Raw genomic sequence first — 14430 nt, 5'->3', positions numbered from 1 at the left:
CGTGCCGTGCGTACCTGCCCCGCTGGGGCAGCGCGATGGTTTCGTCCGCGGCGCCTGACGGCCCGCGGTTCGTTCAATGATCGGCCGGTCGGCCGATACGATCAAAAATGGTCAGCTGGTCAGACCGAAATGGTCGGCCGGCCGGACCGGAAGGCCAGCCGGTCAGACCGACGACAGCCCGGCCCGCTCCTCCACCAGGGCGGTGATCCGGCCGATCACCTGCTCCAGGGTGAGCTCGCTGGTGTCCACCAGCACCGCGTCCGCGGCCTGGGTCAGCGGCGCCGTCTCCCGGGAGGAGTCGGCCGCGTCGCGGCGCGCGAGGTCGGCGGCCATCGCGGTGATGGTCGCCTCGTCCACGCCCTTGGCCCGCAGCTCGGCCGCCCGGCGCGCGGCCCGGGCCGACTCGGAGGCGGTCAGGAACACCTTGACGGTGGCCTGCGGGAACACCACGGTCCCCATGTCCCGGCCCTCGGCGACGATGCCGCGCTCGGCGACCTCGGCGCAGCCGCGCTGCAGCTCCACCAGCCGGGCCCGCACGGCCGGCACCGCGGCGACCGCGCTGACCTGCGCCGTCACCTCGGGGCCCCGGATCGGGCCGGAGACGTCCTGACCGTCCACCGTGATGGTCGGCCCGTCGGCGTCCGTACCGGACACGATGACGGGCTTGCCGCACGCGACGGCCACCGCCTCCGGGTCGTCGACGTCCACGTCGTTGGCCTGCATCCACCAGGTCATCGCCCGGTACATGGCGCCGGTGTCCAGGAAGCTCAGGCCCAGCCGGGCGGCGACCGCCCGCGAGACGGTCGACTTGCCGGAGCCGGAGGGTCCGTCGATGGCGACGACGACCGGGGCGTGCGCTCGGTCGGCAGTGTCCACGGGGCGAACCTCTCTCTGAGCATGCTGAGAACACGGGAGCCGGACGCCTGTGGGGGCGGACGGCCGGGGATTGTCTCCCTCAAGGTTAATGGACCGCGGCCGGACCCCGTCCCGGGCCGATCACCAGTACTCCGCCCCCGCCAACGCACCCGCCAGATCCGGCCCGCGCGACCTCCCCAACTGCACCGTGCCGTCCGGCAGCGGCAAGGCGGCGTACCAATCGTCGTCGCCCGCGCACCGGACCAAGCAGAAGTGGCTGAAGCGGATGAGTGCGACCGCACCCACGGGCCCGCCCTCCCGTCTCTCGACGGTGACGCCGTCCGCCCTCACCAGCTTGGCCCACGGGGACCCGCTGACCTCCCGCACCCGCTCGACCGTCCACCCCGGCGGCAGCTGCGCCGCCGCCAGCGCCGCCTGCTCGTTCGCCGGGTCGACGGGCTCCCGCTGCACCTCCAGCACGGCGTTCCCGAGCCGGGGCCGTACGTACTCGCCGTCCCGCTCGATGCCGAGCACCCCGCCGAGGAAGGCCATCTTCCGGATCCCGGCCGGGGTCTCCCACTGGAACGGCACCTTCGACACGTGCGAGGGGAAGGCGTTCTCCCGGAACCGCCCCCGCCCGTCCCGCCAGCGGAAGTCCGTACGCGGCTCGGGCCCCGAGAGTGTCTGGGTGTGGGCGAAAAAGACGGTGATCCAGCCGGAGACGAAGTCCCCGCCGGACTCCGACTCCCACTTGTACAGCGAACGCCAGAACCCCTCGTCCGCCGGCCCGCCGGCCGCCGTCGCCGCGATCTCCGCCAGCACCGGCCGCAGCCCCGCGAACCAGGGCCCGAGCGCCTCGGGCGACCCGAACCACTCCGCCAGCTCCCCGGCCCTCGCCGCCAGCAGCGCCCAGTCCTCGGCCGTGCCTTCCAGCCGGATCCGCGGGATGCCGCACAGCGTGAGCCAGCGGAATTCGTAGTACGGGCTGACCACGTCCATCAGCGCGACCAGCACCGCGGAGACGTCGTCCGGCGTGGTGGTCGAGAAGGTCGGCTGGAACAGCTCCACCAGCTCGGGCCCGATCTCCTTCGCCAGCGGCCCCCGGACCAGCCTGATCGACCGCGCCCAGTCCGCGTCGGCGCCCAGCAGGCTGTCGTCCCTGACTTCGATGGTCCGCTTCTCACCGGGGGTGGCGCTGAACAGCCCCTCGTACTGCTGAGCGTTCAGCCGTACGTGCAGCGCGATCTCGTGCACCACCGCGTACCAGAGCACGTCCGGCGACAGGCTCAGCGGCAGGTGCTCCGCGAAGGCGGTATGGGCGGCGCGCAGCAGCAGGCTCCAGGTCGGCTCGGGCTCGCCCTCGGGCCGCCGCTCCTCCGGACTGGCCAGCAGCGTCCCGGTGCTGCGGTGCAGCAGCTCGAACTCCCCGCCGACCACCGCCGCCAGGAACCCGTCGTTCCCGGCCTCCGTCAACTCCCCCACATCGCCCGGTACTTGGCCCTCACCGAGCGGAACGTCCACGATCATCGCGACTCCCCCGTCTCCAGCACCGCGTGCCCCAGCCGGGGCCGCAGGAACTCCCCGTCCCGCTCGATCCCGAGCACCCCGCCGACCAGCACCATGGACCGCTCGACGCCCAGGAGGTCCCAGACGAACGGCACCGTGGACAGGTGCGAGGGGAAGTCGTTCACCGCGAAGGCGTCCCGGTGGTACGAGGTGCCCGCGGCCTCGCGCCAGCAGAAGGTCTGCCGCAGCCGGGGCCCGTCCGGGGTCTGGGTGTGGGCGAAGAAGGCGGTGAGCCAGCCGGTCACCAGCGGGCCGCCGGACACCGACTCCCACTTGTACAGCGAACGCCAGAAGCCCTCGTCCACCGGGCCGCCCGCCGCCGTCGCGGCGATCTGCGCCAGCACCGGGCGCAGCCCGTCGAACCACGGCACCAGCCAGTCGAAGCGCTCCGCCAGCGCGTCCACCCGGCCTGCGAGCAGCGCCCAGTCCCCGGCGGTGCCCTCCAGCCGGATCCGCGGGATGCCGCAGCGGGTCTCCCAGCGGAAGTCGTAGTAGGGGCTGACCACGTCCATCAGCGCGACCAGGGCCGAGGCCTCGTCGTCCGGCGTGGTGGTGGAGAAGGCCGGCCGGAACAGCTCGACCACCTCCGCGCCGAGGGCCGCCACCAGGGGCTCCCGGACCAGCCGGACCGACCGGGCCCAGTCGGCGCCCCCGCCCAGCAGCGAGTCGTCCCGCACCACGAGCGCCCGCGAGCGGTCCGCCGCGCCGAACAGCGCCCGGTAGCGCGGCGGGTACATCCGTACGTGCACCGCGACCTCGTGCACCACCGCGTACCAGAGCACGTCCGGCGACAGGCTCAGCGGCAGGTGGTCGGCGAAGGCCGTGTGGGCGGCGCGCAGCAGCAGGCTCCAGGTCGGCTCGGGCTCGCCGGGCTCCGGTGCGGAGAACTCCGGCCGGACCGGCTGCGGCCGGGGCCGCTCGACCATCGCCGCCACGCTGCGGTGACGGACCAGGAAGTCCCCGCCCACCACCGCCCGCAGGAAGCGCTCGTTCCCGAGGTCCACCGGCTCGCCCGCGAACCCGTGCCGGGTCTCCCCCAGCGGCAACTCGATGATCACGCCCACTCCCCCTCCCCGCCCGCTCCCCCGTACCACCCCGACCCGAACCACCAGGCCCCGGACACGGCCCCGACCCGAACAGCGCCCCGCCCGGACACCGCCCCACCCGGACACCGCCCGGGAGCGTCAGTCCCGGACGCTCCACCCGCTCGCGCGCAGCGCCGCCGTGAGCCGCTTGACCGCCGTCGGCGCCACCGACAGCTGGACGAAGCCGACCTGCTGCCCGTCCGAGTGCTCGATCAGGACGTCCTCGATGTTGACCCCGGCCTCGCCGACCTCCCCGAACAGCCGGCCCAGCTCGCCCGGCTGGTCGCCGAGGACGACCGCGACGGTCTCGTACCGGGTGGGCGGGGCGCCGTGCTTGCCGGGGATGCGGGCCTGGCCGGTGTTGCCGCGCCGCATGACCGCCTCGATGCCCTCGGCACCGGAGCGGCGCATACCCTCCTCCTCGGCCTCCAGGGCACGCAGCGCGGTGACGGTCTCGCCGAGGTCGTTGGCGACCTCGGCGAGCACGTCGGCGACCGCGCCCGCGTTGGCCGACAGGATGTCGACCCACATCCCGGGGTTCGAGGCGGCGATCCGGGTCACGTCGCGCACGCCCTGGCCGGAGAGCCTTATGGCCGTCTCGTCGGCGTGCTCCAGCCGGGCCGCGACCAGCGAGGAGACCAGCTGCGGGGCGTGCGAGACCAGGGCCACGGCCCGGTCGTGGGCCTCGGCGTCCATCACGATCGGCACCGCGCCGCACAGCGCGACCAGCTCCAGCGCGGCGTTGAGCGTGTCGGTGTCGGTGTCGGCGGTCGGGGTGAGCACCCAGGGGCGGCCCTCGAACAGGTCGGCGCGGGCGGCCAGCGGGCCGGAGCGCTCGCGGCCGGCCATCGGGTGGCTGCCGATGTAGTGGACGGTGTCCAGGCCCAGCGTGGCGATCTCGCTGCCCGGGCCGGACTTCACGCTGGCCACGTCGGTGTACCAGTGCGCCAGGTTGCGGCGCTGGCAGTCCGCGAGGACCTTGCCGACCAGGGCCGGCGGGACGGCGATGATCGCCAGGTCGACCGGGCCCTCGGCCGGTTCGGTGATGCCGGCGCCGAGCGACTCGGCGGTGCGGGCGGCGTCCGGGTCCGCGTCCTCCAGATGGACGGTCAGCCCGCGTGCGGCCAGGGCCAGGGCTGCGGAGGTGCCGATCAGTCCGGTGCCGACGACGACGGCAGTGCGCATGGCGGGTGGCTCTCCTCGATCACGGTTTCTCGACGGGACGGTTCACACGGGCGGTGCTCGACGAACGGGCGGTGCTCAGCGGGTGCCGGAGGGCGCGACGAAGTACCGGAGCCGACCGGGCGCGCCCGCGCCCCATCCTCCCACCCGACGCCCCCCGCCGACCCCCGACCCCGCCAACCGTCACGCCCCGGCAACCAACGCCCCCGCTGACCGCCACGCCCCGGCAACCGCCACCCACCCGGCAACCACCGCGCCCCGCGCCCCGTCCCACCCAGTGCACACGCCGTGCCCCGGGAAATCCGGCGACGCCCGGCCCCCGGCGGGGCAGACTGGCCGCCCGGGGGACAGGCGGGGCGAGCCGCGGCACACCGGTCCACGGGACCACCGGGCCACGGGACTCCCGGGCCTCGGGACCACCGGACGCGAACGAAGGGGATGCGCATGGACGATCGACACAGCAGCCACACCGGGCCGTCGAAACGGCCGGCCGTACCGGCCCACCCGTCGGCCCTCGACTCCGTCGTGGTGTACGCCGAGGGCGCGGTGTGCCGGCGCCGGGCCACCGTCCCCCTCCCCCCGGACGGACGGCTGCGGCTGACCGGCCTGCCCGACTCGCTGCGCGCCGATTCGCTGCGCGCCCGGGTGCTGTCCGGACCGGCCGGCACCACGGTGGTCGAGGCCCGCCTCGAAACGCTCGCCGAGCTCCACGAGCCCGATGAACTCCCGCAGATGCAGCGCGAGTTGGACGAGGCCATGGAACACCAGGGCGCCCTGAACGAGCGCCACCGGCTGGTCCTGGCCGCGATCGCCGAGACCGCCGCGCTGCGCGCCGTCCCGCCCCAGCGCCGCCCCGACGAGCCGCTGCGCCGCACCCCGGCGGACGCCTGGCTGGAGCTCGCCGACTTCGTCGACGAACGGCTGGCCCGGCTCCAGGAGCGCTCCGAGCAGCTCACCCGGGAGATCGAACTCGCGGACCACGAGCGCCAGTTGGCCGCCGACCGGCTGGACCGCGCGTCCACCGCCGACCGCACCGAGCCGGTCGGCACCACCAGAACCGTCCTGCTCACCCTCACCACCGGCACCCCCGACGCCAACGCCCCCGAAACCGCCTCCGAAACCACCGCCCCCGACCGGATCGAACTGGAGCTGGAGCTGGAGTACGGCGTCCCCACCGCCCGCTGGGTGCCCGCCTACCGGCTCAGCCACCGCACCGGTGCCGACACCGCCCAGCTGGTCCTGCGCGCCGCCGTCGCCCAGCACACCGGCGAGGACTGGACGGGCGTCCGGCTCGCCCTGTCCACCGCCGACCTCGACCGCCGCACCGACCTCCCCCGACTCGCCTCCCTCCGGATCGGGCGCAGCCAGCCCGCCCCGCCGCCCTCCGGCTGGCGCGAGCCCCCGGCCGGCCTGTCCGACCTCTTCACTGGCTACGACGCGGCCACGGCCGACCGCCCCGCCCGCCGCCCTCGCCGCCGCAAGGTCCCGCTCCCGGTCCCGCCCGGCGCACCCGGGCCCGGCCGCCGCTTCTCGGCCCGGCGCGGCGGCGCCCGCCCGGACGGGCCCCGCGCCGAGTTCCTCGCGGACGAGGCGGCGCCCGCCGGCCCGTCCGGCGGCGGAATGCTCAGCGTCCCGGAGCCGCCCTCCGCCCCGGCGTTCTCCGCCCCCGCCCCCGTGCCCATGCCCCCCGCACCCCCCGCCCCCGTGGCGCCCGGCTTCGCCGGCTACGGCGGCCCACCCGCCCCCGGCGCCCCGGCCCCCGCCGGCGCCCCGATGCCGCAGGCCTTCGGCGGCGCCCCGCCGGCCGAGGCCCTCCGCTCCGCGCGCCGCCGCGGCGCGACCCCACCGCCCGACACCGGCTTCGTCCCGGCGGCCGACCTGCTCGACTACCCCGACCTCCAGCTGGCCGGCCCCGACGCCCCCGCCGACCGGCGCGGCACCCTGCGCCCCGACCCGGCCCGGCTCGAACACGAAACCTGGCAGCAGATCCACCCGGGCATCCGCCTGACCGGCCTCGCCCTCCCCCGCCACGCCGTCCCGCCCCGCGTCTCGGCCGGCTCCTTCGACCACCGCTTCGACGCCGCCGCCCCCGCCGACGTCCCCTCCGACGGCACCTGGCACACCGTCACGGTGGACGAGATCCCGCTCTCCGTCAGCCCCGAGTACGTCACCGTCCCGGCCGTCGAGGAGAAGGTGTACGCGACCCTGGTGCTCGCCAACCGCACCGACCGCGCCGTGCTGACCGGCCCGGTCGAGGTCACCGTGGACGACGAGTTCCTGCTCACCGCCGCCCTGCCGACCCTCGCCCCGGGCGGCACCCGGAGCCTGGGCATCGGCGTCACCGAGAGCGTCGAGGTGGCGCGCCGCACCGAGCTGCGCGAGTCCGCCACCGGCATGCTGAAGGGCAACAGCACCGTGCTCGACCACCGGGTGCACGTCCACCTGGCGAACCGCCTTGGCCGCCCCGTCACGGTCGAGGTCCGCGAGCGCGTGCCGGTCGCCTCGGACACCGAGATCCGGATCGAGGAGCGCGCGGACTGGCAGGCCCCGGCCGTCCCCACCCCGGAGTGCCCGGTCGGCACCCGGCTCTGGCGGGTCGAGCTGGCGCCGGGTGGCCGCACCGAGCTGGACGGCGGCTACCAGATCAAGATCCCGGCCGGAAAGGCCATCGTCGGCGGAAACCGGAGGAACTGACCAGATGACCGAAGAGACCGTTCCCCTCCCCCTCCCAGCTGCCCTCCCCGTTCCCACCGCCCCCGTTCCCCCCTCTCTCCCCGTCACCGCCGCCCTCCCCGTCACCGCCGTCACCTGCCTGGAGGACCGGGCCCAGGTCGAGCGCTCGGTGACCGTCCGACTCACCGCGGGCGTCCAGCGGCTGCGGCTGGGCCCGCTCACCGCCCTCGCCGTGGACCGCACCCTGCGCGCCGAGTCCGCCACCCCCGGCACCCGGGTGCTGGAGGCCCGGCTGGTGCGCTCCTGGTCCCCGCGCGCGCCGCTGCCGCCCGGCCCGGCGGACTCCGCGCTGCGCCACCGCCTGCACGGGCTGGAGGCCGAGTACCGCCTCGCGGACCGGACCCGCGCCCGACTGGAGGCCCGGCTCGCCCTGCTCGCCCAGCTGACCGCGGACCTGCTGCGCGAGGTCGGCGAGGGCGCCGGCGTCGGCGAGATCGAGCGCACCCGCTGGGCCCGCGAGCTGGACCGGGTGGACGCCGAGCGCGAGCGCCACGGCGAGGAGCTGCGCGCGACCCGTTCCAGGCTGCGCCGCCTGGACGAGGAGCGCTCCCAGGCCCTGCTGGCCCTGGACGAGGCCGAGGAGGAGCCCGCCGAGCTGCACGCCCACCTGGAGCTCACGGTCGAGGCCGAGCACCCCGGCCCGGCCGAGCTGACCGTCCACCACCTGGTGCCCTGCGCGCTGTGGCGCCCCTCCTACCGCGCCACGCTGGACTCCGACGGCCTGCGCCTGGAGTCGGAGGCGGTGGTCTGGCAGCGCACCGGCGAGGACTGGACCGGCGCCCGGCTGACCTTCTCCACCGCCCGCTCCGCCCTGGCCACCGACCCGCCGGTGCTCGCCGAGGACCTGCTGGTCCTGCGCGAGCGCACCGACGAGGAGCGCCGCACGGTCGAGGTCGAGCTGCGCGAGGAGGAGGTCAGCACCCTGGGCCCGGACGCCGCAGTCCCCGGCCTGGACGACGGCGGCGAGGTCCGGGTGCTGCCCGCCCCCGCCCCGGCCACCGTCCCCTCCGACGGCCGCGCCCACCGGGTCCCGCTGGGCGCCTTCACCGGCCCGGCGAGCAGCGAGTTCGCCTGCGCCCCGGAGCTGTCCCCGCTGGTCACCCAGGTGGTCCGGTTCCGCAACGCGGCCGGGCACCCGCTGCTGGCCGGCCCGGTCGAGCTGGTCCGCGGCAGCGGCTTCACCGGCCGCGGCGAGCTGCGCTTCACCGCCGCCGGCGCCGACGCCGAACTGTCCTTCGGCAGTACGGACGGCTACCGGGTGGTCCGCGAGACCGAGGAGCGCAGCGGCACCACCGCCCTGAGCGGCCGCCGGACCACCACCCGGACCGTCCGGCTGCACCTGTCCCGCTTCTCCGGCCCGGAGGAGCACGACGAGCAGCTGGTCACGGTCCGCGAGCGGGTGCCGGTCTCCGAGGTCGCCGAGGTCGAGGTGCGGCTGCGCAAGGAGGAGTGCTCCCCGGCTCCGGACGCCTTCGACGCCGAGGGCATCGTCCGCTGGGACGTCCCGCTCGGCCCGGGCGCCCGCCGCAGCCTCACCCTGGTGTACGAGGTGTCCGCCGCCGCCAAGGTGGCCGGGCTGTGACGCCGGAGGCCCCGTGACGACCGCTCAGGACCGGAAAGCGGGTACAAAAGGAACATGATCCTCCATCTCGCCCCCCTGGACGACTGGCTGTCCGACCCCGGCCGCCCGTACGCCACCGCGTCGCTGCTCACCGACGGGTTCATCCACTGCTCGGCGGACGAGCGGACGGCGCTCGCGGTGGCCAACTCCTTCTTCGCCGACACCCCGGACCCGCTGATGGTGCTGCTGATCGAGGAGGCACTGGTGGAGCCGATGGTCAAGTGGGAGGCCGCCCACGGCGCCCCGCCGCCCGGCGCCACCCCCGGCGTGCTGTTCCCGCACATCTACGGGCGGCTGAACCGGTCCGCCGTGGTCGGGCTGGAGAAGGTCGACCGCGGCCCGGACGGCCACTGGGCCTCGCTCAGCCCCTGGAGCTGAGCGGCCGACCCGCCCCACAGCCACCCCGGATCACAGCCGACCCGCCTCACAGCCACCCCCGCTCCCGGGCCGCCATCCCGGCCTGGAAGCGGGTGGTGGCGCCCAGCGAGCGCATCAGGGCCTGCAACCGCCGCTGGGTGGTCCGGGCGCTCCAGCCCAGCGAACGGGCGATCGACTCGTCGGTCAGCCCGGCGGCCAGCAGCCCCAGCAGCTTGCGGTGGTCGGCGTCCGGCTCCGGCGAGGCGTCCCCGGTGCCGATCGCGGCCTGCAACTGCACGGCCCGCTCCCACTCGGCCTCGAACAGCGTGTCCAGTGCCTGGAGCAGCGCCGAGGGGTGGATCACGTAGGCCGCGTCCAGCACGCTGTCGCCGACGCTGATCGGGATGATCGCCATCCGGTCGTCCGAGATGATCATCTTCATCGGCAGCGTCGGCCGCACCCGCGCCTCCTCACCGTCCGCGACGCCGACCAGGATGTTCCGCTCCAGGCGGCCGGGCCAGGCCACCGCCTCCCGGTCGTAGATCGTCCGGAACCGCAGGCCCTCCCGCAGCCGCCGCCGCTGCAACGGCATCGCCGAAACCGGGTCCTGGATGTACGGCGGGCGGTCGAAGCCGCGGACCTGGTACTGGCTGCTCCCGGTGATGTGCTCCAGCCGCTGGGCGATCGCCTCGCCGCCGGTCAGCACCTCCACCGAGTGCGCCGGGTCGGTGTACCGCGAGGCCTCCCGGAAGGCGTCCATCAGCCGGTGCATCTCGGCCCGGGCGCTGCGCAGCTCGGACTCCCGGTGGCCGATCAGGGTCCCTATCGCCACGTCCGGGGCGACCGGCAGGTAGCGCTCCCGGTCCACCGGGGCCCGGGTGGCCATCCCCTGCTGCGCCAACCGGTCCAGCGCGCGCACGCCCTGCTGGAGCGTCAGGCCGCAGCTCTCGGCCAGCTCCTCCGCCGTGGACTGCGGGTTGGCGACCAGTGCCGCGTACACCTGCCCGTCCGGCTCGGCCAGTCCCAACGGGCCGAGCGCGTGTCCGGCGGACCGCCCCAGTGCTGCATCGGACACGACGCCGTCTCCCCCTGCTCGCTCCGGAACACCCCTCCGGCCGCCCGTACTGGCGCGGTCCCGCCACGCGGCGGGGCGGTGGTCCGGTGGCCATCCTCGGCCACGGATCATGGCGCTGACAAGGCCGTGACCAGCGGTTGCGTCCCGGCTCACACACGTCGGAGGGTCCCCCGCCACCACGGGCGGGGGACCCTCCGACGAACGACGGCCGTACGGCCGGGGTCCTACAGGCCGACCTCGCGCATCAGCTGGCCGACCTCGGGGTTGGTCAGGCGGCGCAGCCAGCCCGACTTCTGGTCGCCCAGGGCGATCGGACCGAAGTGGGTGCGCACCAGCTTCTCGACCGGGAAGCCGACCTCGGACAGCATCCGGCGGACGATGTGCTTGCGACCCTCGTGCAGGGTCACCTCGACCAGGTAGTTCTTGCCGACGTTGGAGATCACCTTGAAGCTGTCGGCGCGCGCGTAGCCGTCCTCCAGCTCCACGCCCTTGGCCAGCTGCTTGCCCAGGTCACGCGGGATCGGGCCCTGGATGGCGGCCAGGTAGGTCTTGGTCACGCCGTACTTCGGGTGGGTGAGGCGGTGGGCCAGCTCGCCGTGGTTGGTGAGCAGGATGATGCCCTCGGTCTCGGTGTCCAGCCGGCCGACGTGGAACAGCCGGGTCTCCCGGTTGGTCACGTAGTCGCCCAGGCACTGGCGGCCGTCCGGGTCCTCCATGGTGGAGACCACACCGGCCGGCTTGTTGAGCGCGAAGAACAGGTAGGACTGGGTGGCGACGGTCAGGCCGTCGACCTTGATCTCGTCCTTCTCCGGGTCGACCCGCTTGCCCTGCTCGGTGACCTGCTTGCCGTTGACCGAGACCCGCCCCTGCTCGATCAGCTCCTCGCAGGCGCGCCGGCTGCCGACGCCGGCCCGGGCCAGCACCTTCTGAAGGCGCTCGCCCTCGGGCTCGCCGAAGGTCTTGGGCAGCTTGACGGCCGGCTTGTCGTGCCGGGCCAGCACGGCGTCCTCGATCCTGGCCTGGAGCTCGCGCGAGCGCTGCGGCTGGCGGCGCGGGTCGCCCGGGGCGCCCTGGCCCTCCCGGCGCGGGCGCGGAGCCGGGCCGGGACGCCGGCCGGTGAAGCCGCCGCGGGCCGGGGTGGCGTTCGGGCCGCCACCGAACTCGGGGCGGTCGTACTTGCGCTCCTCGGGCCGCAGCGGGCGGTCCGGGAAGCGGCGGTCGTCACGCCGGTCGTCGCGCCGGTCGTCCCGACGGCCGCCGTCGCGCCCGTAGGAACCGCCGCGCGAGCCCGAACCCGAACCCGAACCGCCGCCGTACGAGCCGCCGCCGCGCGAACCCGAACCCGAGCCGCCGCCGTACGAACCGCCGCGCGAACCCGAACCGGAACCCGAGCCGCCACCGTACGAGCCACCGCCGTACGAACCGCCGCGCGAACCCGAACCGGAACCCGAGCCGCCACCGTACGAGCCACCGCCGTACGAACCGCCGCGCGAACCCGAGCCCGAGCCCGAACCGCCGCGACCGCCGCCGCTGCCGCCGCCGTAGGAGCCGCCCCGACCCCCGCCCTGTCCGCCGCGACCGCTACCGCCGCCGCTGCCGTTCCTGCCGTTGCCACTGCTACGCATCAAAGTGTCCGTACGTCGTTCCGTCTGGGATGTGCGGTCGTCTCGGCCGACCTCACCTCCCCCTACCGATCAGGCGTTGCCCGATCGGCCTCGCCACTGCCGTCCGCGGCCTGCGCGGCAGCGGCGGAGACCGCCTCCGCGATCATCGTGCCCTCCAGGGACTCCGCTTCCACGTCGTCGACCTCGGGCAGGAAGGGAGCGAGCTCCGGCAGCTCGTCCAAGCCGCGGAGCCCCATCCGTTCCAGGAAGTAGTTCGTCGTCCGATACAGGATCGCACCTGTTTCGGGCTCGGATCCGGCCTCTTCCGCCAGTCCTCGCTGTACCAGGGTACGCATCACGCCGTCACAGTTCACACCGCGGACGGCGGAAACCCGTGATCTGGACACCGGCTGCCGGTAGGCGACCACCGCCAGGGTCTCCAGCGCGGCCTGGCTGAGCCGGGCCTGCTGGCCGTCCAGCAGGAAGCGGTCGACCGCCTCTGCGCAGGTCTCCCGGCTGTAGAACCGCCAGCCGCCGGCCACCAGCCGCAGGTCGAAGCCGCGCCCCTGGGCGGTGTACTCGGCGGCCAGGCCGCGCAGCGCAGCGCCCACCTCGGCCCGCGACCTTTCCAGCACCCCGGCCAGCCGCTCCTCGCCGACCGGCTCGTCGACGACCATCAGGATCGCCTCCAGCTCGGCCCGCAGCCCCGGCCCGACCGCTCCGGGCCCCAACGGATCCGTTCCGACCGCCTCCGCGCCGGTCGGCTCCGTTCCGGTCGGCTCCGTTCCAGTCGACTCCGTCGCACCGGAAGTCAGCGGGCCCGACTTCTGGTGCACCACCCGGGGCCCGCCGTCCCCCGACTCCGCGGCGGCACCCGGCGGCGCCACCGGGGCTTCCTGAGCTGCCTGCGCCACCGGAGCCGCCACCGGCTCCGGCAGCAGCTCGAAGGCCGGCTCCAGCCACTCCTCCGCCCGCGGCTGCCCCGGCAGCCCGAGCGGGCGCCGCACCGGCCTCCCGACGCCCTTCCCGACGCCCTCGCCACCACTCATCGCCGCCCGTCCTCCTCCTCGGCCCGCTCCGCACCGTCGGCGGGCCGGTCGAACTCGTCCGTCACCTCGACCGGGCCCCGGCCCTCCTCGGCCACCCAGCGCACCCGCAGCTCCCCGAGCGCCTCCGGCTGCTCGAAGTCCAGCGCCCGCTCCCGGTACAGCTCCAACAGCGCCAGGAACCGGGCGACCACCACCAGGGTGTCCGGCGCGTCCGCGACCAGCTGCTGGAAGGAGGCCTCGCCGAGCTCGGTGAGCAGCCCGACCACCAGCGCGGCCTGCTCGCGCACGCTGACCGGCGGGGCGTGGATGTGGTCCACGTACACCACCGGCTCGGGCTTGGGCTCCATCGCCTTGGCCGCCAGCTGGGCGAGCCGCTCCGCGCCGACGGTGATGACCACCTCGGGCAGCAGCTCCGCGTGCCGGGGCTCCAGCCCGACGGCCCGGGGGCGGCGCAGCAGCTCGGCCGCCCAGCGCTCGCCGAACAGCGCGGCCGCCCGCTTGTACGCCCGGTACTGCAACAGCCGTGCGAACAGCAGGTCACGTGCCTCCAGCAGGGCGAGGTCCGCCTCGTCCTCGACCTCGGCCACCGGCAGCAGCCGGGCGGCCTTGAGGTCGAGCAGGGTGGCGGCCACCACCAGGAACTCGGTCGCCGCGTCCAGGTCCCAGTCCGGGCCCATCGCCCGGATGTGCGCCAGGAACTCGTCCGTCACGGTGGCCAGGGCCACCTCGGTGACGTCCAGCTTGTGCTTGGCGATCAGGCCGAGCAGCAGGTCGAAGGGGCCCTCGAAGTTGTCCAGCCGTACCCGGAAGCCGCCCCGGGGCTCCTCCTCGGTGGCCTTCACGGCGCTGGCGGCTGGTTCGACGGTGCTCGGCATGGCGGTCCATCTTCACCCGCCCGCACCGGCCGTCCGGCCACGGGCCCGGCGACACGCCGCCGACCGGCCCGCCACGGACCCGCGGCACGCCGCCACCGGCGGCCGGGGCAGGCCCGACGGACGGCCCCGGGAAACAGACCTGGGCAACAGGCCCTAACGGCCGCGCAGCCGCCGGACCAGGATCGAGGCCTCGCCGCGCTGCTCCAGGTCCGCCAGGACGACCGCGATCGCCTCCCGGACGATCCGCCCGCGGTCCACAGCCAGGCCGTGCTCGCCGCGCAGCACCAGCCGGGTGTGCTCCAGGTCCATGAGCTCCTCGGCGGACACGTACACGGTGATCTTCTCGTCGTGCCGCTCGCGCCCGCTCGGGCGGCGCGGCGCGCGGCCGCGCGGCCGGGCGCGTCCGGCGGCGCCGGCCTGCTCCTCGG

The 14430-nt window shown here is 75.2% G+C and carries 11 protein-coding genes and 1 pseudogene; 3 read left to right on the top strand and 9 right to left on the bottom strand.

Translation table 11 applies throughout. From position 1 onward, the window contains the following. Positions 1-162: 162 nt before the first annotated feature. The 4 genes from cmk to ACFXOZ_RS01840 form a co-directional block, all read right to left on the bottom strand. Positions 163-876: a (d)CMP kinase gene (gene cmk, locus ACFXOZ_RS01855; protein ID WP_380531289.1), complete on the bottom strand. Its 714-nt coding sequence runs from the start codon at positions 874-876 to the stop codon at positions 163-165. A 120-nt stretch (positions 877-996) separates the two neighbouring features. Next, entirely contained in the window at positions 997-2382 is a 1386-nt protein-coding gene (locus ACFXOZ_RS01850) for a DUF4419 domain-containing protein (protein ID WP_380586554.1), read from the bottom strand. Further along, positions 2379-3479, bottom strand: a complete 1101-nt coding sequence (locus ACFXOZ_RS01845) for a DUF4419 domain-containing protein (protein WP_380531283.1) — start codon at positions 3477-3479, stop codon at positions 2379-2381. Before ACFXOZ_RS01845 ends, ACFXOZ_RS01850 begins: the two co-directional genes overlap by 4 nt. A 126-nt stretch (positions 3480-3605) precedes the next feature. After that, the gene (locus tag ACFXOZ_RS01840; RefSeq protein WP_380586551.1) at positions 3606-4691 is read right to left on the bottom strand and encodes a prephenate dehydrogenase; all 1086 of its coding nucleotides are present in this window, start codon (positions 4689-4691) and stop codon (positions 3606-3608) included. Between the two features lie 441 nt (positions 4692-5132). Here ACFXOZ_RS01840 and ACFXOZ_RS01835 point away from each other — a divergent pair, with 441 nt between their 5' ends. The 3 genes from ACFXOZ_RS01835 to ACFXOZ_RS01825 are packed head-to-tail and all read left to right on the top strand — an operon-like array spanning position 5133 to position 9420. Then, a complete protein-coding gene (locus tag ACFXOZ_RS01835; protein ID WP_380586548.1) occupies positions 5133-7382 on the top strand; it encodes a DUF4139 domain-containing protein in 2250 nt (749 codons plus the stop codon). Positions 7383-7386: 4 nt separating this feature from the next. Further along, positions 7387-9003: a DUF4139 domain-containing protein gene (locus ACFXOZ_RS01830; protein ID WP_380586545.1), complete on the top strand. Its 1617-nt coding sequence runs from the start codon at positions 7387-7389 to the stop codon at positions 9001-9003. Between the two features lie 54 nt (positions 9004-9057). After that, a complete protein-coding gene (locus ACFXOZ_RS01825) occupies positions 9058-9420 on the top strand; it encodes a DUF952 domain-containing protein (RefSeq protein WP_375887095.1) in 363 nt (120 codons plus the stop codon). 46 nt (positions 9421-9466) lie between these two features. On the opposite strand, the gene ACFXOZ_RS01820 is transcribed toward ACFXOZ_RS01825, so the two are convergent. The 5 genes and pseudogenes from ACFXOZ_RS01820 to ACFXOZ_RS01800 form a co-directional block, all read right to left on the bottom strand. Further along, positions 9467-10474, bottom strand: coding sequence for a helix-turn-helix domain-containing protein (locus tag ACFXOZ_RS01820; protein WP_375887094.1), 1008 nt, complete (start codon positions 10472-10474; stop codon positions 9467-9469). Between the two features lie 224 nt (positions 10475-10698). Continuing rightward, positions 10699-12099, bottom strand: coding sequence for a pseudouridine synthase (locus ACFXOZ_RS01815; protein ID WP_380586542.1), 1401 nt, complete (start codon positions 12097-12099; stop codon positions 10699-10701). A gap of 62 nt (positions 12100-12161) precedes the next feature. Continuing rightward, positions 12162-12755, bottom strand: coding sequence for an SMC-Scp complex subunit ScpB (locus tag ACFXOZ_RS01810; protein ID WP_380408390.1), 594 nt, complete (start codon positions 12753-12755; stop codon positions 12162-12164). Between the two features lie 368 nt (positions 12756-13123). After that, positions 13124-14002, bottom strand: a complete 879-nt coding sequence (locus ACFXOZ_RS01805; RefSeq protein ID WP_380527702.1) for a segregation and condensation protein A — start codon at positions 14000-14002, stop codon at positions 13124-13126. 153 nt (positions 14003-14155) lie between these two features. After that, a pseudogene (locus ACFXOZ_RS01800) lies at positions 14156-14430 on the bottom strand (hypothetical protein); the annotation flags it as partial.

It is taken from the genome of Kitasatospora sp. NPDC059160, from assembly GCF_042755465.1.
GTDB lineage: Bacteria > Actinomycetota > Actinomycetes > Streptomycetales > Streptomycetaceae > Kitasatospora.
The sequence above is the reverse complement of the archived record's forward strand: the minus strand, read 5'-3'. Positions and strand labels throughout refer to the sequence as shown.